The sequence below is a fragment of the Bacillus sp. MN7755 genome (assembly GCF_054771475.1).
In genome coordinates this window covers 402,084-420,201 of record NZ_BTRL01000008.1, presented here as the reverse complement: position 1 = coordinate 420,201, position 18,118 = coordinate 402,084, and the positions used below count along the sequence as shown (strand labels likewise).

The following is an 18,118-nucleotide window of genomic DNA, read 5'->3' as shown; positions in this document are numbered from 1 at the left end:
ATTATTTCATCCCTACCTTTACTCGCGGCTGTACGAAAGGCATCATTTCACGTAATTTACGTCCAACTACTTCAATTTCATGTTCATTTTCTTTCTCATTTGTCGCATGGAAATTTGGTCTTCCTGCTTTATGCTCCGCAATCCAGCCTCTTGCAAATGTACCATCTTGAATTTCTGCTAGCACTGCACCCATCGCTTTCTTCGTATCCTCAGTTACAACGCGTGGCCCTGATACGAAGTCGCCCCACTGCGCTGTATCTGAAACTGAATATCTCATATTTTCTAGTCCACCTTCATACATAAGGTCAACGATTAGTTTTAGTTCATGTAAACATTCAAAATATGCAAGTTCAGGTTGATAACCCGCATCGACTAACGTCTCAAAGCCAGCTTTTACTAACGCAGTTACTCCGCCGCAAAGCACTGCTTGCTCTCCAAATAAATCTGTTTCTGTTTCTTCTTTAAATGTCGTTTCCAGTACACCAGCTCTCGTTGCTCCAATTCCATCGGCATAAGAAAGTGCCTTTTCAGTCGCAACTCCTGTTGCATCTTGGTATACTGCAAATAATGCAGGAACAGCTCCACCTTCAGCAAATGTACGGCGCACAAGATGTCCTGGACCTTTTGGTGCTACTAGAAATACATCTACATTCGCTGGTGGTTTCACTTGATCAAAGTGAACATTAAATCCGTGTGCAAAAACGAGAGAATTTCCTGCCTTTAAATTTGGCGCAATTTCCGCTTCATATACTTCTGGTTGCAGTTCATCCGGTAGCAAAATCATTACTACATCAGCTTTTCCGGCTGCTTCCGCTACTGTATATACAGAAAATCCATCTTCTTTCGCTTTATCCCAAGACTTCCCTTTTCTTAAACCTACTACAACATCAAATCCATTATCACGTAAATTTTGTGCATGCGCATGACCTTGCGAGCCGTATCCGATGATTGCTACTTTCTTTTCTTTTAATACATTTACCGTTACATCTTTCTCATAATAAACTTTCGCCATTTTCATTTCCCCCTATATTTAAATGATTATTGAATTAACATAACTTGCTTATCTTGCTTTTTCATACTACGCGTAAAGGCCGTTACACCTGTTCTTGCAATTTCTTTCAAACCGTATGGACGAAGTAATTCAATTAACGCTTCTACTTTCTCCTGCGTACCTGTTACTTGCACCACTATGGAATCCTTCCCAACATCTATTACAGCGGCTCGAAACGGTTCAATTAAACTATATAATTCTGCTCTTGCTACTGAAGTTGCTACTTTAATAAGTGCAAGTTCTCTTGCGATCATCGCTTCTTCTGTAATATCTGATACTTTCAGAACATCAATTTGCTTATGAAGTTGTTTAATTAACTGCTCCACTTGCTGTTCATTTTCAACATGTACAACAATCGTCATCCGCGATATGTCCGATGATTCCGTATGACCTACTGAAATACTTTCAATATTAAAATGTCTTCGTGTCATAACACCTGTAATTCGGTTTAACACACCACTTTGATTTCGAACTGTTGCTGTAACAATTCTCTTCACCTTTTTTCCACTCCCTCCATTTGGTGAACACCTTTCCCTGGCGCAACCATCGGCATTACCTTTTCTGATTGAAGTACACGGCAATCAATTACGACTGGCTCTTGTAATTCAATCGCATGCTGTATTTGCTTCTTTGCAAGAAGTGGATCGTCTATGCGAATTCCTTTTATGCCATACGCATTCGCAAGAGCGACGAAATCTGGTTGGCACGGTAGTAAAGAATGCGAATATCTTTGATTATAAAATTCATCTTGCCACTGTCTTACCATTCCTAGCGCTTCATTATTTAAAATTAATACTTTAACGGGTAAAGAATGTTCTTTTAAGACACTTAATTCTTGCAGAGTCATTTGAAATCCGGCGTCACCGACAATTGCAATAACTAGTTCATCAGGCTTTGCAATTTGCGCACCAATTGCGGCTGGAAATCCGAATCCCATCGTTCCTAGTCCTCCTGAAGTTACCCATTTATCTGGAGTTTTGAGCGGATAATATTGTGCTGCCCACATTTGATGTTGCCCAACATCTGTTGTTACAATGGCTTCTCCTTTCGTAATTTCATATAACATGTCAATTGCGTATTGCGGCTTAATGCTCTCCGAATTTCGTTTATAAGATAGTGGATACTTTTCTTTTCTACTCTTTAATAAAGAGAGCCATTCATGATGATTTTCTTTCTTCCCTTCTGATTGAAGTAATACTTCCAATGCTCGCTTAGCACTTGCAACAATAGGGATTTCAGTCGGAACATTTTTTCCGATTTCTGCTGGATCAATATCGATATGCGCAACAGTCGCCTCTTTAGCAAAATAAGATAAATTTCCAGTAAGACGATCATCGAACCTCGCACCTATATTAATGAGTAAGTCGCATTCGTATAACGCCATATTAGCTGTGTAAGAACCATGCATTCCTCCCATCCCTAGAAAAAGTTCATCATCTGGCGGAAACCCACCAAGACCAAGTAATGTATGCACAACAGGAATTTCATATTTACGAGCAAAACTTGTTAATTCTTTCGATGCTTTCGCATGCAATACACCTGCTCCAGCTAAAATTAACGGCTTGTTTGCAGCCCTAATTGCTTGTAATAGTTTGTTTATTTGGAGTAGATTCGGTTCATAATTTGGGTTGTATCCTGGTAAATCCATTTGTACGTCACTACATCGTTCTCCTTGCTCTACTACCATATCTTTCGGAAGGTCAATAACGACTGGGCCTGGTCTTCCTGTTCTAGCAATATGAAATGCTTCTTTAATAATTCGAGGTAAATCTGAAGCCTTTCGCACTTGATAGTTATGTTTTGTCACCGGCATCGTAAGCCCCATAATATCCGCTTCTTGAAAAGCATCACTTCCAATTAATGTTGTTGCTACTTGCCCTGTAAATACTACAAGTGGTAATGAATCAATCATCGCATCTGCTAGACCTGTAATCACATTTGTAGCACCTGGTCCACTCGTTGCAATTACAACCCCTGGATTGCCAGTAATTCTGGCATACCCTTCAGCAGCGTGAATAGCACCTTGTTCATGCCTTGTTAAAATATGCGGAATTTCACAGTGATAGAGTGCATCATAAAGAGGTAAAACAGCACCACCAGGATAACCGAAAATCACTTCTACTCCTTCCTTTTCTAGCGCTTCTAACAATAGCTGTGCACCAGTTGCCAGTTTCTCTTCCGTTTTTGAAGACATTGTTCTTATAAACCCCCTTTTTAAAACTTTTATCAATAAAAAAAATCCTACGTCCACACTCCAGCTATGTGCTGAAGGGACGAAAGATTTCGCGGTACCACCCTTCTTTGCAAGAATACTCTTGCCTCAGTGACCCATAAATGAGTCTAGCTAATAACGGAGCTACCGTCTAAGCCTAGACAAATGCTTTAGCTTAGCACTCAAGGGCGATGTTCGTCGACGTGAACCATCGGTTTTCAGCAACCACCGACTCTCTGTGAGGCTTCACAATCAACTACTCCTCCCTCTCAACGCTTTCTTATGTTATAAAAAGTTGTTATCCAACTTTATTTTCTTCGTAGATCTTCTCTCCATCTTCTATAACTAACTTTCGGAATTCTTCTAATAAACGATTCGTATGTGGACCTGTTTGCCCTAAACCAATCGTTCTACCATCTACTGTCGTAACAGCAATTACTTCCGCAGCCGTTCCTGTTAAAAATACTTCATCGGCTACATATACATCATGTCTTGTAAATAACTCTTCTCTAACGTCATATCCAAGTTTTTCACCGATTTCTAAAATAGCGTTTCGTGTAATACCTTCTAACGCTCCAGCAGAACTTGGTGGTGTAATTAATTTATTTCCTTTTACAATAAATACATTATCTCCTGAGCCTTCAGCTACGTATCCTTGATCATTTAACATAAGCGCTTCTTGTACTCCAGCCAATTTCGCTTCGATGCGAACTAAAATATTGTTTAAGTAATTTAAAGATTTTACTTGAGGCGACAATACATCTGGACGGTTTCGGCGCGTTGCAACTGTTACAACCGGAATCCCTTTTTCATAATATTCTTGCGGGAATAAAGATAGTTGCTCTGCAATTACTACTACATTCGGTTTCTTACAAGAATCAGGATCTAACCCAAGATTTCCTGCTCCTCTCGATACAACTAGGCGAATGTATCCATTAGATAATTTATTTTGTCGAATCGTCTCAACAACAATATTCGTTACTTCATCTAAAGAATATGGAATTTCTAACATGATGGATTTTGCTGATTCATATAACCGGACAAGATGCTCTCTCAAACGGAAAACATTACCGCTATAGACTCTAATTCCTTCAAATACTCCATCTCCATATAAATAACCATGATCATATACTGATACTTTTGCCTCGTCTTTTGGAACAAATTCTCCATTTAAGAAAATCCATTGCTCGTTCACTGGAAAGCGCCTCCTATGTTCTATGAATTTTTTATTGTTTCCTAGTTTACTCTCCTTTCTAAATAAATCAAGTGAATTTTTAGAAAATTTATAATTTTTATTCGTACGTACATCTTTAATTATATTGATTTAACAACATTGTTAACGTTTACAAAAAGTCAAAAAATTTTTTTCGCCAATTTCCACTAAAAAAAATATTTGTTTAAAAGAAGGATTTTCTTCAATTGATACGAATCTATTGTATTCAATAAACGGACGTCCGTTTTTACAAATTCGGGAATATACAACGACTTTTGCTGAAAAAGGGGGAAAATAATAAAAATAACGCTGTCTAAAAATAACATTCATATTTTTCATTTCGGAATCATAATCCTATTTTTAAAAAACAATTTGTCAAAATGAAGGAGGAAATCAATATGGCGTGTGTACAAATTAAAGGAACGAGACAAGAGGTAGTAGAAATGCTTCAACTATTTGATCTAATGGATACGAAAGGTTTTTGTAAATTCGATAATTATGTAGAGGTAGAACCAAATAATAAAGAACATAACAATTTTATTGCTTCAATCGACATCCATTCAAATACTTCTTCCGCCCAAGATACTTTAAACGATCAATTCGTAAGCCAAATGCTTACTGGTGTATATAACGACTAAATAAAGTGATACTTTAATCAGACTACCCGTAAATAACAGATAAATATATGCTTCCTACCGTCTTTGCATAAATATATGCGATGTACTTGAGCATACTAGCAACTAGATGGTAGGAGGTGAGAATTATGGCTAGAATCGGCGTTGAAAACTCATTAACAGATGTTCAGCACGCTCTTAAGCAACAGGGACATGAAATTGTTACCCTTAATTCAGAACAGGATGCACAAGGTTGCGATTGTTGTGTTGTAACTGGACAAGATTCCAATATGATGGGGATCGCAGATGCATCAATTAAGGGATCGGTAATTACAGCTCACGGTTTAACAACGGATGAAATTTGTCAGCAAGTTGCGAGCCGCACTTAAATTTATTATAAAAATAGAAAGAGGACTCCTTTTAAAAAGGAGTCCTCTTTTTTATATTCACCTAACGGGAAAGTAACATATACTGGATGAAAGCCCTACCTCTCTCTCATCATTACGGTTCCACTGACCGCTCCTTGATTCACTAGTATACCTATAAAGCCTACAATTATAATTTATAGGGTTTGTTCACAAAAGTTGTTGGTAAGACTACCCGATCTTTCGCAAACTTTTCGTATTATATTCATAAGATTTATTTACTTTACACTAGCTGTAACCGAGACACGAATTAAAATTATAACACCAATATCATAACTTGTCAACATTTTTTACAAATTTAAAACAGACAGTAACGGTTTGTCTGTTTTAGAATGGAGCTTTTTCTTTTATTACATATACAACAAAGCCGCTTACTAACATACATAAGCCAACTACTAAGTTTTTGATATTAATCATAAATTCCTCTCCCTTATTCCACACATCATATATATTTACAGTTCAATTATTCCGATCATCATAAAGCACACTTTTTCTAATATATCATAATTCCTAAAAAATGCAAGTTCACTTTTGACGATTATTTACAAATTTATCTACAGTGCTTGGTACAGTATTTAAAGCCTTCTCAATTAAATGCGTACTACTATTGAGGTGCAATACTTGCACACCGTTAGAACCAACTACTAAAAAGGCAACTGGGCTAATAGAAACCCCAGCCCCGCTTCCGCCTCCAAACGGATGAGCTTGCTTGTTCTCTTTATGCTGTCCTTGTCCGTTATTATGTTTTTCGGAAATAAAATTACCTTTAAAGTCACTTCCACCGGCACCAAAACCAAAAGCCACTTGAGATACTGTTAATACTACATTTCCATCAGCTGTTGAAACTGGACTTCCAACAATCGTATTTACATCTACCATCTCTTTTAAATTTGTCATTGCTGTTTTCATTAAATTTTCAATTGGATGTTCCATTATGTATTGCACCCTTTCCTCATTATTCCTTTTTATACTTTCCAAAATAGAGGAAGTCATACTAACTTTTCCTATTTCAAAAAAACAATTTCCTCCTACTAGATGGATATTACTCCCTGTACATACTCGGATAAAGTGAAACTTTAATCAGTGGGGGTTTTCTTCATCCCCCACTGATTATTAGCCCTCACCAATCGGACTTTTATGGGCAGTTGATCCCCCACCTAACTTCTTTGCTTTCGCTGAATTTTGAGGTGGGGGTCTTACTGCCCATTAAAGCGGGATAAAAAAGATAAAGAGATACATACTACTATTGAACCTTGTTATGAAAGGAGTCATGACTTTGACTGAGAAATTTGATGAGTATAAAAAAAGAGATAGAATAGATAGTGACTATAAAGAAGAATATGCAGCTGAGGTTGCACCACAGCGCATTGATTATGATTACGATGAAAAAGATAATAAAGATGATGTAAGATCGTCTGCCGCTGGATCAACTGCTGGCTTTATCGCTCTTGCCTTATCTATCTTATCACTATTTACCTTCCCAACATTATTTGGTCTTGTTTCTGTATTACTAGGGATTTACGCTTATAATCGCGGAGCTACTGTAACTGGTGGTATCGCTGCGATTGTCGGCGGAATTGCAGCACTCATTGCAATTTTATTCCGAGTAGCGCTTATCGGTTTATTGTTCTCCCTTTTTTAAAAAGAAAAAGGTATCTCGCTTATGCGGGATACCTTATCCTGTAAATACATCTTCTGATGGATATTTTATTTTTTGTTTTGCTGGTCGTGCTAAAGAAAAGACAAGTGTTAACGGTCCGATTAATCCACAAAACATAACAAACATAATAATACATTTTCCAAACGCTGATAACTTGGCAGTAATCCCCATCGTTAAACCTACTGTACCAAACGCTGAGATTGTTTCAAATAGTAACTGAATAAAACTGAAGTTTTCTGTAAGCATTAATACAAATACTGCTGCAAAAATGAGGATTTGACTGGCAACAGCAATTGCTAAAGCTCTCGTTACTGTCGATATTTTAATTGTGCGCTGAAATAAAACGATTTCCTCTTTCTTTCTAAAGAAAGAAAGGACAGATGTAACTAAAATAACAAACGTTGTTAATTTAATCCCTCCACCCGTTGATACACTTCCTGCACCAATAAACATTAAAACCATTGTAAATAATATAGATGACTCTTCCATACCCCCGTAGTCAACTGTATTAAATCCAGCAGTACGAGGAGTAATACCTTGGAAGAAAGAAGCCCATAATTTTTCATTTAAAGATAAATTCCCTAACGTTTTCACATTATTATATTCCAATACAAAAATCACAATCATCGCTATAACATTTAGCGCTACTGTTCCAACAATCATTATTTTTGAATGAAGTGATAGTTTTCGAAAACTACGGCTATACCATATATCAATTAATACAGTGAAACCGAGACCACCTATTACGATTAAAGAGCAAATCCCAATATTAATAATAGGATCTCCTACATACCTTGTTAAATTATCCGGCCATAGAGCAAATCCAGCATTATTATAAGATGCAATAACGTGAAAAATACTATAGTGTATACCTTTTCCAAAGCCAAACTCTGGAATAAAGCGAAACGATAAAAAGATAACTCCAATAAACTCAATACAAATTGAAAATATAAAGACACGTTTTACTAATTTTACGAGACCACCTATATTTGTCTGATTAAATGCCTCTCCAATTAATAAGCGATGGCGTAAACCAATTTTTTTACCTAATACCCAAACAATTAAAATGGCAATCGTCATAAGACCTAGACCACCTGTTTGAATTAAAAACATAATAACAATTTCGCCAAACATCGTAAACGTACTGGCAGTATCTACTACTCCCAAACCCGTTACAGTTGCTGCTGACGTTGCCGTAAAGAAAGCATCTACCCAACTAATATGTACTTTCGTTGCGAATGGTAACTTTAATAACAAACCGCCCACCACAATTAAGCAGAAAAAACCTAATGCTAATATTTGTGGTGGGTTTAATCGTATAAAACGATTATACAGCCCTTGTCTTTTTGTTACTTCCATATCACTAACTCCCTTAATAAAGTGCAGCTTTTCCTTCATAAATAAAGGCTTTTAAGAGCCTTCAAATAGTCGGATAAACCTCATATTCTTACAATATAGTTGAGCATAATCCTTTTTTTCATAGATTACAACTTTTATTTATACTCGAATTTCACTTCATTTTATGACAAGACACTTTCTATTATATTTCTTCTTATTCTACAAATCTCGCAACAATCATTTTGTATGTATCATTTCTTAACTCCTCATATCTTTCACTCTATGTTCACATCAGGGTCACATCTACCTTTTATAGTATACGTATCGAAGTTGTTCCTCCCTAATTTATAAGACATTCCCCCGTGTCTTGAACAACTTCCATCCCTAATTAAATTGACATAAATTGTCCCCTTCCTTAGGCCATCTCATATGTGATGGTCTTATTTTTTGTCTATTCTACTACCTTCTATTTAAAACTTCCTCTCTCTTTCACTCTATGTTCACACCACGGTCACACTTACCTTTTATAGTATATGTATCGAAGCTATTCCTCCCTAATTTACAAGACATTCCCCAGTGTCTTTGAGTAGCTTCCATCCCTAATTAAATTGACATAAATTGTCCCCTTCCTTAGGCCATCATATGTGATGGTCTTATTTTTTTGTTTACTCTATCTTCTATTTAAAACTCCCTCTCTCTTTCACTCTATGTTCACACCACGGTCACACTTACCTTTTATAGTATATGTATCGAAGCTATTCCTCCCTAATTTACAAGACATTCCCCAGTGTCTTTGAGTAGCTTCCATCCCTAATTAAATTGACATAAATTGTCCCCTTCCCTAGGCCATCCAATGTGATGGCCTATTTTGTTTTTCAAATACAAAATTTAACTCCTTCTACATTAAAATAGATATTTTTATACGAAATATTCAGAAAATATTGTCAAAATAGGTATTTTTTCGGTACAATTAATGTAGAAAGCTATTTTACAAAAAATAAGGGGGGATTTTATTGAAACAAACAAAAGCAATCTTAATTGCATTATTTCTCGGTCTAGTTGTCGGACTCACTCTAAATTTAGCTGCTCCATCCATTTTTGATCCATTAAATCAATATGTGTTCAATCCACTTGGTCAATTGTTTATTCGACTCATTAAAATGCTAGTTGTTCCTGTTGTATTTATTTCTATCGTACTGGGAGCTGCTGGTCTTGGAGATCCGAAGCAACTCGGAAGAATTGGTTTAAAATCAATTTCATTCTTCCTCGTAACAACAGCAGTTGCCATCTCTATCGCGGTTACATTTGCACTTATTATAAAGCCGGGAGCTGGCGGTAATTTTAAAACAGAAGGGCTTAAGTATGAAGGTGCAAAAACCGAAACATCTTTCGTCGATACATTGCTAAATATCGTACCAGATAATCCGGCAAAAGCAATGGCTGATGGAAACATGTTACAAATTATTGCCTTCGCTGTATTGATTGGACTCGGTATAGCTATTTTAGGAAAACGAGTTCAAGGTATCCATTCATTACTTGAACAGGGCAACGAATTAATGATGTATCTCGTTAATCTCGTTATGAAATTAGCTCCAATCGGAACATTTGGCTTGCTCGCTTCTTCCGTTGGTAAAATGGGTCTTGCAGGCGTCGCTGCGATGTTCAAGTATATGATTGTCGTTATGTTAGTACTCATTATTCACGGGGTCTTTGTATATGGCGGCTTATTAAAGGTATTAGCAAAAGAAAGTATTGTCCGGTTCTTTAAACATTTCGGACCAGTAATGGCAATTGGATTTAGTACATCTAGTTCTAACGCGTCCCTTCCATTTGCAATGAAAACAGCACAAGAGAAGCTTGGAGTTCCAAAAGCGATCAGCTCTTTTGTCCAACCACTCGGTGCAACGATTAATATGGATGGTACAGCTATTATGCAAGGTGTAGCAACTGTATTTATTGCTCAAGTATATGGCGTTGAACTTACATTACCACAATTAGCTATGGTCGTATTAACTGCTGTACTAGCTAGTATCGGTACTGCTGGTGTACCAGGTGTTGGACTTGTAATGCTGACGATGGTTTTAAATCAAGTAAATCTACCAGTAGAAGGTATTGCCCTAATTATCGGTATTGACCGCATTCTAGATATGTCAAGAACAGCTGTAAATATTTCTGGTGATGCAATTTGCGCAATGATTGTCGCAAAATCAGAAGAAAAATATAATACTGATCAATCTGCAGCATCTTAAATCAAAAAAGGAGTGAAATGATTCACTCCTTTTTTGATTTACTTCCTTTTTTCGAACGATATTCTTTTCCTTTGTTATCATTACCAGTCTCAAATTCAGCACTAAACTCTTGCTGAAATTGCCCTGATCTCGGTGAGCCTTGATTTCCGCTCCCTTTACTACCATTTCGATTTGTCATATTTTTGCCCCCTTTCCTTTACTAGTAGTATGTTACATATTTTCTTTTTTATAATCTTTTACATATGAAAGAAGACCTTCCTCATATAAGGAAGGTCTTCTCCATCACTACGTAAGCGTTTTCTTGCTTGTAATAACTTAAATAAGTTTTTTAGAAATAGATATCATTATATTCATTTCTTCTTCTGAAAGCGTAGAAAATCTTTCTTGTAAATATTGTTTTTTCGCGTCTTCCATTTTCGCAACTAAATCTTTTCCTTGTTCTGTAATCTCCAAATATACAACTCGACGATCTGACGTAGAACGTGAACGAGTTACAAAACCTTTATTAATTAATTTTTCTGTAACAGCTGTAATATGACTATTCGACACATTTAACTCATTCGCTACACGTGATACCATTTCTTTATTCGTACGATTCAATATTCTAAGGACGATGAACTCATTCCACGGTATGTAACCACCAAATATTTTTCCAATATCATTACGCAACGTGCGGAACATAGCAAAAACATTTGTCGATAGTTCTTCCATTAATTGTTCTCGATTTTGAGACAACTTTGACAGCCCCTTTTATTTCATTTGGTTAAATAAAAACCTTATTAATAATTTTACATGAAATCTTACTTTTTGTCACTTTATTTTCCCATAATTCGTAGTTTTTTAATATATATTTCATGATACAATAAAGTTGAATTTCCAGAAAAAGGAGTTGGAGTAGTGAGCGAAGAAGACAAATTTTCTAATCTTAATCTAAAAGATAAGACTATTATTATTAGTGTTGTTATTCTTATTCTCATTATATTCTTTGCATTTATATTCTTTGTATATGTAGGACTCTTTCAAATTACAGGTATAGAATATTCATCAAGAACAGCTCTACTACTCTTTTTTTTACTTATTCTTTTATTAGATGGTATTACACATTTTATATTCATTTTCTTTAAAGTGCTCCTACATCCAATGATAACAAGTATGCCCAATTGGCTCTCAATCGCCCTGCTCTCTATCATTGAAATTACGTTAGATTGGTTTGTTATACATACGGCCGACGACTGGATAGAGAGCGTACAACTGTCCAACATAGCTGAGTTATGTGTCGTACTATTCCTTCTCCTATTAAATAAATTATTAAGCGACAATAAAGAGTAAGAATACAAGCTTTTCTATATAAAAATTGGTACAATGAAAACAAATTATACTAAAGAGGTGTTACTTATGAACTTACAACAATGGGCTGATAAAGGCATGTCCTTTGATACATATGTGAATGAAATGAAAGTAAATCAATACGAACTACTGCATATTTACAATAACTTTTTAATTCCAAATGAATTACTTCCTGTATTAGAAGAACGTCAAAATGATGGCTGGCGTGTTATCGTATTAACAGCTGATTGGTGTGGTGATGCTCTTTTATGCGTACCTGTTATGAAACGAATTTCTGAAGTTGCAAATATTGATATGTCATTATTAATTCGCGATGAAAACTTGGAATTAATGGATCAATATTTAACAAATGGAACAGCACGTGCGATTCCAATCTTTATTTTCATTGATAAAGATGGAAACGAACAAGCCATTTGGGGACCACGTGCTCCAAAAGTACAAGAGTTAGTGACTTCAATGCGCGCTACATTGCCTGAAAAAGAAGATCCAACATTCGAAGAGAAACAAAAAGAAATGTACGCTAATTTCCGTGCTACATTAGCTGATGATACTTCTCTATGGGAACATGTAATGGAAAGCATGATGGAAAAAGTAGTAAAATAAAAAAACTGCCGAACTCGGCAGTTTTTTTATTACATAATGAAGAAATAGAATACCGCAGCTAAAATGAAACGATAGTAAGCGAACGGTGTTAGTTTTACACGAGATAATAATTTTAAGAATGAAACAATTGCAAGCATTGCAACAACGAACGCTGTAATAAATCCTGTTGCAAATAACGGTATATCAGCTGCACTTAATATATCCCAGCTTTTAATTAAATCTAATCCACTTGCAGCTACCATCATTGGTACTGCTAAAATGAATGTATATTCAGCTGCCGCTGTATGTGACACGCGAGCTAATAAACCACCACTTATTGTAGAACCAGAACGAGAAAATCCTGGCCAAAGCGCTAAACATTGGAACATTCCGATTGTAAATGCTTGCTTATATGTAATTTCATCTAATGTTCTTGCTGTACTTGGTTTCGAAAACTTCTCAGCAACAATCATTAAAATACCACCAGCCACTAAGCTAATAACAACTGGGCCTGGCCCAAATAAAACTTCTTTAATCGCACTATGGAATAATACGCCAAGTACGCCGGCTGGAATCATTCCGATAATAATATGTAATAAATTTAACGATGGTCCGTCTGTTACTTTCCCTATACCTACTAAAGACCATAGACGCTTCCAAAATATAACAACAACTGCTAAAATCGATCCCAATTGAATAACAACTTCGAAAACTTTCGCTCTATCGTCGTCAAATCCAATTAAATGTCCTGTTAAAATCATATGCCCTGTTGATGATACTGGTAAAAACTCTGTTAACCCTTCAACAGCACCCATGATTATACCAATTAACCAATCAGCCACAAGTAGTGCCTCCTTAATAACGAATATGTAATTTTTCACACCTTATCATAATACCTTATCCCCTTTTAAAGTGCATCCTTTTTTTATTGAATTTACATGTTGTATGCGCGTATTTCTTTTCTATTTTTTGATTAAATTGTATGATAGTAAGAGTTTGGTTTTTTTAGCGGAAAGGGGATTTTATGAAAGAAACTAATTCATTCTCACAAAAATTAAAGCAATTTGTATTACTATTTTTCCCGATTTTCGTTACGCAAATGTCATTATTTGCAATGAGTTTTTTCGATACGACAATGTCAGGACATGCAAGCCCTATTGATTTAGCAGGTGTTGCTATCGGAACAAGTATATGGATTCCAGTTAGTACGGGATTAACAGGAATTTTGATGGCCACTACTCCAATTGTTGCACAACTCATTGGATCTAAGAAAAAAGAGGATGTTCCTCACGTTGTCATACAAGCAGTTTATTTAGCAATTTGTGCTAGCTTCGTCGTTATCCTTATCGGTTTCTTTACTGTTTCACCTATTTTAAATGGCATGCGATTAGACGAACCTGTAGAACGTATTGCGGCACAATTTTTAAGTATTATCGCAATTGGAATTATCCCTTTATTTACTTACACTGTTTTACGTGGATTTATTGATGCATTAGGAAAAACTCGTACAACGATGATCATTACATTACTATCATTACCCATTAACGTAGTATTAAATTATGTATTAATTTTCGGTAACTTCGGTTTTCCAAAACTCGGTGGTGTCGGAGCAGCAATTGCTTCTGCAGCAACCTATTGGTGCATTTTAATTATTACCGTTATTATTATTCGGACGAAAGAGCCTTTCGCATCTTTCAATATCTTTAAACAATTATATCGTCCTTCTCTTTCGAGTTGGAAAGAATTCTTAAAACTTGGCGTCCCTATCGGATTTGCTATCTTTTTTGAAACGAGTATTTTTGCTGCGGTAACACTTATGATGAGCAATTTTAGTACAACAACAATCGCAGCCCATCAAGCCGCTATGAACTTCGCTTCCTTGCTATATATGACGCCTTTAAGCTTAGCAATGGCAATGACCATCGCTGTTGGATTCGAAGTTGGGGCAAAACGATATAATAACGCAAAACAATATGGATTTATCGGGATTGGCTTAGCACTTGCATTTGCCCTATTGTATTCAATTCTTCTTTACTTCTTTGATGATGAAATTGCTTCGATTTATACGACAGATATACAAGTTCATCATTTAGCAAAAGAATTCCTTATATTTGCGATTTTATTTCAAATTTCAGATGCAATTGCAACTCCTGTACAAGGGGCACTACGTGGTTATAAAGATGTAAATGTCGCCTTAATTATGACATTGATCGCCTATTGGGTAATCGGTCTACCTCTTGGCTACATATTAGCAACCTATACCGATTGGGCAGCAAAAGGATATTGGATTGGTCTTATTATCGGTCTAGCATTTGGAGCAACCTTCCTGCTTATCCGTCTCTTTCAAGTTCAGAGAAAATATACAACGCAAAACAGCCGCTAATGATATAGTGGCTGTTTTCGTTATGCATATTTTTTCTTGTAACGTATAACATAATGAAAAAGAAAGGTGGATACATATGGACGAAAAAGAAAAAGAAAAAGAAAAAAAGCAATCATTCGATGAAGAATTCGCCCCTGAAATTTCACCTGGATACCGGCAAGATGTACATAAGCCACCTAAATATAAAAACACTTCTTTTTTAATGGGTATTACCATTTTCGCTGCTGTATTACTTGTGCTTATCATTTTCGTTTATTTTTAATGGAAGGTGATCTATTATATGAAAAAACAAGAGTCCAATCGTTCAAAAAGAACTGTAAAAACAGAAAAAGGGTATGCAGGTGATTCTGTTCTTACTCAGAAACAAGTCGAGCAAGGAAATTTATATATTGCTCAAAAAGAACTTGGGCAACAAAATGAAAACCTTTAGAATCCCTCAAAGAACTGGGGGATTTTTTATCCCGCTATTTGTAGCACTGATTCATGTTTCACTTTATTGTACATACTGTTTTTGTTCTAACACCTTAAATATATTATTAACCTTTACAATTTTTATTTCATAATTCAATTTCATTTCGCTTCTCTTACCATTTTCAGTACCCGCCACGTACGCTGCAGCTTGATAGAAAAAACTTTCATCCGTCACTTCCCGTATGTCCTCGTCTGTAAATTTATACTCTAAATCCCGAAAACGATTTGGATAATAATTTTCTATTAATCGTTCATACCCTCTAGTTAAAAATAGTTCTTCACCTTTTTGTTTCACATCTTCTTTATTATTAAACTCAAACACTGCTAGTTGCTCTGTCACAAAATGTTCTCCTACCTTTTTCATCTCATTATGATTTAAAATTTCTATACTTTTGTTCTTTAATTCCTTATTTAATCCGTACTGATCAATCGGTTTATAGTTAGCAAAAACCACCTCTTTATATGACCAAAACAGTCCAAAAGCGATACATAAAGAAGTGATTAATAGTCTTTTCTTCATAACACTCCCGCCCCTCTTCATAATGATAGTTATATTTTAACATATAGAAAGAAAATTCTGATATCATAAAGTAGAATAACTTAACTCAGAAACGAGGAACAATTATGGATTCTTACAAACAATTTATAAAAGAAGCTTTGCCTAATCTTTCCATACATTCATATAAACAAAATGAAGAAGGATGGGATAATGCAGCGGTTATAGTAAATGATGAGCTACTGTTTCGTTTCCCACGAAAAAAGGAATATGCGATGCGAATTCCTTTAGAAAAAGAACTATGCACACTTCTCTCTTATTCACTACATGAAATTAAGGTTCCAAAGTATCACCTACTCTATAAACAGGATACTAATACTATTCCGCTTTGTAGTTACTATACTCTCCTTCATGGTGAACCGTTAAAAACAGAAATAGTTGTGAATTTAGATGAAAAAGAACGGAAAGTAATTATTACACAATTAGCTACTTTTCTTGCGGCTCTACATAGTATTCCTCTAAAAAGTGTTACAGCGTTAGGATTCCCTATTGAAAAAACAGTTGCCTACTGGAAAGAGCTACAAACTAAATTAAATCAGTATGTTACTAACAATCTTACTTCGTTCCAGAAATCAGCCTTAAATCGTTTATTCGAGAATTTCTTTGCCCGTCTAGCTACATCCACATTTCAAAATACAATCATTCACGCTGACTTTACACATCATCACATTTTATTTAGCAAACAGCATAAAACTATCTCAGGTATTATTGATTTTGGTGACGCACAAATTGGCGATCCTGCTTTTGATTTTGCAGGGCTATTTTATGATTTCGGACATGAATTTACTACATCAGTATATGAACAATACAGTATGCTTATTTCACACCATGATCCATTACTCATTCACCGCATCATTACCTTTTATCAATACAGCCCTTTACTACATAATATGATTTATAACTTTGAAACAAAAAATGAACTTAAATTCATAGCAGGTATAGAACAGTTAAAAACGATATTGCAGGGATGAGATTACATTCTCTCCCTATACTCTCTCTCCTCATACATCATTAACTTTTTATCCATTTCAACAATGACTTTATACAGTTGAAATGCTTGTAAAATTTGCAGTTGAATCCCAAAAGGAGCATTTTGTTCTTTTAACCATTGAAATACTTTCATTTCATCTTTCATTGATTATTCCTCCCTTTATTAATCGGCTACAAACATACGGTAAATGATGAAAAGCTTTTCATGTCAACAACAAAAAAGGATGCAAATTTGCATCCTTTAATGTACGATATTTTTCTTCTGCCTCGCTTCTTTCTTTACTTCTTCTCCTTGGCATTCGTTACGAAATGCACAACTCATACACTCAGAACGAAAATGACGCTCTGTGTAGTGCTCAGGTTGTTGCAACATTTCTTTCATTCTAGATAAATCCGCCATTCCAGCTGTTATATCTTCCTGTTTCGGAATGTACTCATACTTAGTTCCTTCTATTAAATTAATAACTTCAATTTTTCCTGGAAGAATGCCGAAAGCTTTATAACTGAATACTGTCATTAACTTTTGGCAAAGAGCAAGCATTTCCTCATCCGCATCGACAACATACTTTTTAATTACAAACGACTCAGTACTCCACTCACCAACTTCTATAGTCAATGACATGTGGACACCTAACTCTTCCATGTATGTTTGAAATTTTTCATATAAAAATAACGGCGGTGTCTGACTATCATCTCTTTCAACAAACTGTAATAAGTGATCCGTTAGCTTTGCTAACACAATATAATACTCCGTCTTCGAAGCAAACATATTAATCCTTACTTTTTTCCAATACTTTTCTATTAATATTAAAAGTACAATTTTCGTTTGTTGGCTCGCAGGTAGCGTGTAATATTCGTTAATAATTCGATTCACAATCATTTGTGCGATTTGTTGCCATTCAAACGAAGAAGGTTCTCTTCTTTTTATATGACGAAAATAAAATTTATGCGGACAACGCATAAAATCATACAAATGATAATCTGTCATCGTTTTGATCGCGATTTTCTCATGCACTTGCTCTTTATC

At 35.5% G+C, this 18,118-nt stretch carries 24 protein-coding genes and 1 other annotated feature; of the genes, 10 read left to right on the top strand and 14 right to left on the bottom strand.

Features of this window, described 5'->3' with window-relative positions; genetic code table 11:
* Position 1: 1 nt before the first annotated feature.
* The 5 genes from ilvC to ACYVEC_RS09260 all read right to left on the bottom strand — a co-directional run bounded on the left by ilvC (position 2) and on the right by ACYVEC_RS09260 (position 4,815).
* On the bottom strand, positions 2-1,012 hold the full coding sequence (ilvC, locus tag ACYVEC_RS09280; RefSeq protein ID WP_063224466.1) for a ketol-acid reductoisomerase: 1,011 nt from the start codon (positions 1,010-1,012) through the stop codon (positions 2-4).
* A gap of 26 nt (positions 1,013-1,038) precedes the next feature.
* Positions 1,039-1,548: an acetolactate synthase small subunit gene (gene ilvN, locus ACYVEC_RS09275; RefSeq protein WP_000822948.1), complete on the bottom strand. Its 510-nt coding sequence runs from the start codon at positions 1,546-1,548 to the stop codon at positions 1,039-1,041.
* Positions 1,545-3,245 (bottom strand): acetolactate synthase large subunit, encoded by a 1,701-nt coding sequence (gene ilvB / locus ACYVEC_RS09270; RefSeq protein WP_098555510.1) that lies wholly within the window; start codon positions 3,243-3,245, stop codon positions 1,545-1,547. The genes ilvN and ilvB overlap by 4 nt, the downstream gene beginning before the upstream one ends.
* Positions 3,246-3,317: 72 nt before the next feature.
* Positions 3,318-3,545, bottom strand: a binding site (T-box leader).
* Positions 3,546-3,561: 16 nt separating this feature from the next.
* Complete coding sequence (gene ilvE / locus ACYVEC_RS09265) at positions 3,562-4,458, bottom strand: branched-chain-amino-acid transaminase (RefSeq protein ID WP_001005497.1); 897 nt, start codon at positions 4,456-4,458, stop codon at positions 3,562-3,564.
* A 141-nt stretch (positions 4,459-4,599) separates the two neighbouring features.
* A complete protein-coding gene (locus ACYVEC_RS09260) occupies positions 4,600-4,815 on the bottom strand; it encodes a hypothetical protein (RefSeq protein WP_080468679.1) in 216 nt (71 codons plus the stop codon).
* A gap of 59 nt (positions 4,816-4,874) precedes the next feature.
* Between ACYVEC_RS09260 and ACYVEC_RS09255 the strand changes: the two genes are divergently transcribed.
* Together ACYVEC_RS09255 and ACYVEC_RS09250 are read left to right on the top strand one after the other, a co-directional pair.
* Positions 4,875-5,114: a DUF3911 family protein gene (locus ACYVEC_RS09255; protein ID WP_000752504.1), complete on the top strand. Its 240-nt coding sequence runs from the start codon at positions 4,875-4,877 to the stop codon at positions 5,112-5,114.
* Between the two features lie 125 nt (positions 5,115-5,239).
* Positions 5,240-5,479 (top strand): YkuS family protein, encoded by a 240-nt coding sequence (locus ACYVEC_RS09250; protein WP_063224468.1) that lies wholly within the window; start codon positions 5,240-5,242, stop codon positions 5,477-5,479.
* Between the two features lie 363 nt (positions 5,480-5,842).
* Here ACYVEC_RS09250 and ACYVEC_RS09245 read toward each other — a convergent pair whose 3' ends face one another.
* Together ACYVEC_RS09245 and ytfJ are read right to left on the bottom strand one after the other, a co-directional pair.
* The gene (locus tag ACYVEC_RS09245) at positions 5,843-5,932 is read right to left on the bottom strand and encodes a hypothetical protein (RefSeq protein ID WP_000608225.1); all 90 of its coding nucleotides are present in this window, start codon (positions 5,930-5,932) and stop codon (positions 5,843-5,845) included.
* Between the two features lie 108 nt (positions 5,933-6,040).
* Positions 6,041-6,508 (bottom strand): GerW family sporulation protein, encoded by a 468-nt coding sequence (ytfJ, locus tag ACYVEC_RS09240; RefSeq protein ID WP_063224469.1) that lies wholly within the window; start codon positions 6,506-6,508, stop codon positions 6,041-6,043.
* A 265-nt stretch (positions 6,509-6,773) separates the two neighbouring features.
* Here ytfJ and ACYVEC_RS09235 point away from each other — a divergent pair, with 265 nt between their 5' ends.
* Positions 6,774-7,157 (top strand): imidazole glycerol phosphate synthase, encoded by a 384-nt coding sequence (locus tag ACYVEC_RS09235; protein ID WP_142332721.1) that lies wholly within the window; start codon positions 6,774-6,776, stop codon positions 7,155-7,157.
* 33 nt (positions 7,158-7,190) lie between these two features.
* On the opposite strand, the gene ACYVEC_RS09230 is transcribed toward ACYVEC_RS09235, so the two are convergent.
* Positions 7,191-8,534 (bottom strand): TrkH family potassium uptake protein, encoded by a 1,344-nt coding sequence (locus tag ACYVEC_RS09230; RefSeq protein ID WP_063224471.1) that lies wholly within the window; start codon positions 8,532-8,534, stop codon positions 7,191-7,193.
* 992 nt (positions 8,535-9,526) lie between these two features.
* Here ACYVEC_RS09230 and ACYVEC_RS09225 point away from each other — a divergent pair.
* Entirely contained in the window at positions 9,527-10,762 is a 1,236-nt protein-coding gene (locus ACYVEC_RS09225) for a dicarboxylate/amino acid:cation symporter (protein ID WP_063224472.1), read from the top strand.
* A 22-nt stretch (positions 10,763-10,784) separates the two neighbouring features.
* Here the strand turns inward: ACYVEC_RS09225 and ACYVEC_RS09220 are convergent, their stop codons facing one another.
* Together ACYVEC_RS09220 and ACYVEC_RS09215 are read right to left on the bottom strand one after the other, a co-directional pair.
* The gene (locus ACYVEC_RS09220) at positions 10,785-10,940 is read right to left on the bottom strand and encodes a hypothetical protein (RefSeq protein WP_000184934.1); all 156 of its coding nucleotides are present in this window, start codon (positions 10,938-10,940) and stop codon (positions 10,785-10,787) included.
* A gap of 137 nt (positions 10,941-11,077) precedes the next feature.
* Positions 11,078-11,497 carry a MarR family winged helix-turn-helix transcriptional regulator gene (locus ACYVEC_RS09215; RefSeq protein WP_000081435.1) on the bottom strand — a complete coding sequence of 140 codons (420 nt, stop codon included), beginning with the start codon at positions 11,495-11,497 and terminating at the stop codon, positions 11,078-11,080.
* A 162-nt stretch (positions 11,498-11,659) separates the two neighbouring features.
* Between ACYVEC_RS09215 and ACYVEC_RS09210 the strand changes: the two genes are divergently transcribed.
* Positions 11,660-12,091, top strand: a complete 432-nt coding sequence (locus ACYVEC_RS09210; RefSeq protein WP_098555508.1) for a YrvL family regulatory protein — start codon at positions 11,660-11,662, stop codon at positions 12,089-12,091.
* A 33-nt stretch (positions 12,092-12,124) separates the two neighbouring features.
* Positions 12,125-12,712 carry a thioredoxin family protein gene (locus ACYVEC_RS09205; RefSeq protein WP_142332717.1) on the top strand — a complete coding sequence of 196 codons (588 nt, stop codon included), beginning with the start codon at positions 12,125-12,127 and terminating at the stop codon, positions 12,710-12,712.
* Positions 12,713-12,741: 29 nt separating this feature from the next.
* Here ACYVEC_RS09205 and uppP read toward each other — a convergent pair whose 3' ends face one another.
* Positions 12,742-13,533 carry a bacitracin resistance undecaprenyl-diphosphatase gene (gene uppP / locus ACYVEC_RS09200; protein ID WP_063224474.1) on the bottom strand — a complete coding sequence of 264 codons (792 nt, stop codon included), beginning with the start codon at positions 13,531-13,533 and terminating at the stop codon, positions 12,742-12,744.
* A gap of 182 nt (positions 13,534-13,715) precedes the next feature.
* Between uppP and ACYVEC_RS09195 the strand changes: the two genes are divergently transcribed.
* The 3 genes from ACYVEC_RS09195 to ACYVEC_RS09185 all read left to right on the top strand — a co-directional run bounded on the left by ACYVEC_RS09195 (position 13,716) and on the right by ACYVEC_RS09185 (position 15,504).
* Positions 13,716-15,074: an MATE family efflux transporter gene (locus ACYVEC_RS09195; protein ID WP_063224475.1), complete on the top strand. Its 1,359-nt coding sequence runs from the start codon at positions 13,716-13,718 to the stop codon at positions 15,072-15,074.
* 76 nt (positions 15,075-15,150) lie between these two features.
* A complete protein-coding gene (locus ACYVEC_RS09190) occupies positions 15,151-15,336 on the top strand; it encodes a 2-isopropylmalate synthase (RefSeq protein ID WP_098555507.1) in 186 nt (61 codons plus the stop codon).
* 18 nt (positions 15,337-15,354) lie between these two features.
* Positions 15,355-15,504, top strand: coding sequence for a hypothetical protein (locus tag ACYVEC_RS09185; RefSeq protein ID WP_060630088.1), 150 nt, complete (start codon positions 15,355-15,357; stop codon positions 15,502-15,504).
* Positions 15,505-15,567: 63 nt separating this feature from the next.
* On the opposite strand, the gene ACYVEC_RS09180 is transcribed toward ACYVEC_RS09185, so the two are convergent.
* On the bottom strand, positions 15,568-16,086 hold the full coding sequence (locus ACYVEC_RS09180) for a hypothetical protein (protein WP_063224477.1): 519 nt from the start codon (positions 16,084-16,086) through the stop codon (positions 15,568-15,570).
* Between the two features lie 83 nt (positions 16,087-16,169).
* Here ACYVEC_RS09180 and ACYVEC_RS09175 point away from each other — a divergent pair, with 83 nt between their 5' ends.
* A complete protein-coding gene (locus tag ACYVEC_RS09175; protein ID WP_275718901.1) occupies positions 16,170-17,072 on the top strand; it encodes an aminoglycoside phosphotransferase family protein in 903 nt (300 codons plus the stop codon).
* A 2-nt stretch (positions 17,073-17,074) separates the two neighbouring features.
* Here ACYVEC_RS09175 and ACYVEC_RS09170 read toward each other — a convergent pair whose 3' ends face one another.
* Positions 17,075-17,236: a hypothetical protein gene (locus tag ACYVEC_RS09170; RefSeq protein ID WP_000651006.1), complete on the bottom strand. Its 162-nt coding sequence runs from the start codon at positions 17,234-17,236 to the stop codon at positions 17,075-17,077.
* A 96-nt stretch (positions 17,237-17,332) separates the two neighbouring features.
* Positions 17,333-18,106, bottom strand: a complete 774-nt coding sequence (locus ACYVEC_RS09165) for a hypothetical protein (RefSeq protein ID WP_063224479.1) — start codon at positions 18,104-18,106, stop codon at positions 17,333-17,335.
* Positions 18,107-18,118 lie beyond the last annotated feature (12 nt).

Bases quoted from the DNA above. Each gene is read 5' to 3' on its own strand.
- ACYVEC_RS09235 (WP_142332721.1), top strand. From the start codon at position 6,774: ATGAAAGGAGTCATGACTTTGACTGAGAAATTTGATGAGTATAAAAAA.
- ACYVEC_RS09195 (WP_063224475.1), top strand. From the start codon at position 13,716: ATGAAAGAAACTAATTCATTCTCACAAAAATTAAAGCAATTTGTATTA.
- ACYVEC_RS09175 (WP_275718901.1), top strand. From the start codon at position 16,170: ATGGATTCTTACAAACAATTTATAAAAGAAGCTTTGCCTAATCTTTCC.
- ACYVEC_RS09230 (WP_063224471.1), bottom strand. From the start codon at position 8,534: ATGGAAGTAACAAAAAGACAAGGGCTGTATAATCGTTTTATACGATTA.
- ilvB (WP_098555510.1), bottom strand. From the start codon at position 3,245: ATGTCTTCAAAAACGGAAGAGAAACTGGCAACTGGTGCACAGCTATTG.
- ACYVEC_RS09245 (WP_000608225.1), bottom strand. From the start codon at position 5,932: ATGATTAATATCAAAAACTTAGTAGTTGGCTTATGTATGTTAGTAAGC.
- ACYVEC_RS09205 (WP_142332717.1), top strand. From the start codon at position 12,125: ATGAAAACAAATTATACTAAAGAGGTGTTACTTATGAACTTACAACAA.
- ACYVEC_RS09180 (WP_063224477.1), bottom strand. From the start codon at position 16,086: ATGAAGAGGGGCGGGAGTGTTATGAAGAAAAGACTATTAATCACTTCT.
- ytfJ (WP_063224469.1), bottom strand. From the start codon at position 6,508: ATGACTTCCTCTATTTTGGAAAGTATAAAAAGGAATAATGAGGAAAGG.
- ACYVEC_RS09250 (WP_063224468.1), top strand. From the start codon at position 5,240: ATGGCTAGAATCGGCGTTGAAAACTCATTAACAGATGTTCAGCACGCT.
- ACYVEC_RS09185 (WP_060630088.1), top strand. From the start codon at position 15,355: ATGAAAAAACAAGAGTCCAATCGTTCAAAAAGAACTGTAAAAACAGAA.
- ACYVEC_RS09170 (WP_000651006.1), bottom strand. From the start codon at position 17,236: ATGAAAGATGAAATGAAAGTATTTCAATGGTTAAAAGAACAAAATGCT.
- ACYVEC_RS09190 (WP_098555507.1), top strand. From the start codon at position 15,151: ATGGACGAAAAAGAAAAAGAAAAAGAAAAAAAGCAATCATTCGATGAA.
- ACYVEC_RS09220 (WP_000184934.1), bottom strand. From the start codon at position 10,940: ATGACAAATCGAAATGGTAGTAAAGGGAGCGGAAATCAAGGCTCACCG.
- ACYVEC_RS09260 (WP_080468679.1), bottom strand. From the start codon at position 4,815: ATGAAAAATATGAATGTTATTTTTAGACAGCGTTATTTTTATTATTTT.
- ACYVEC_RS09255 (WP_000752504.1), top strand. From the start codon at position 4,875: ATGGCGTGTGTACAAATTAAAGGAACGAGACAAGAGGTAGTAGAAATG.
- ilvC (WP_063224466.1), bottom strand. From the start codon at position 1,012: ATGGCGAAAGTTTATTATGAGAAAGATGTAACGGTAAATGTATTAAAA.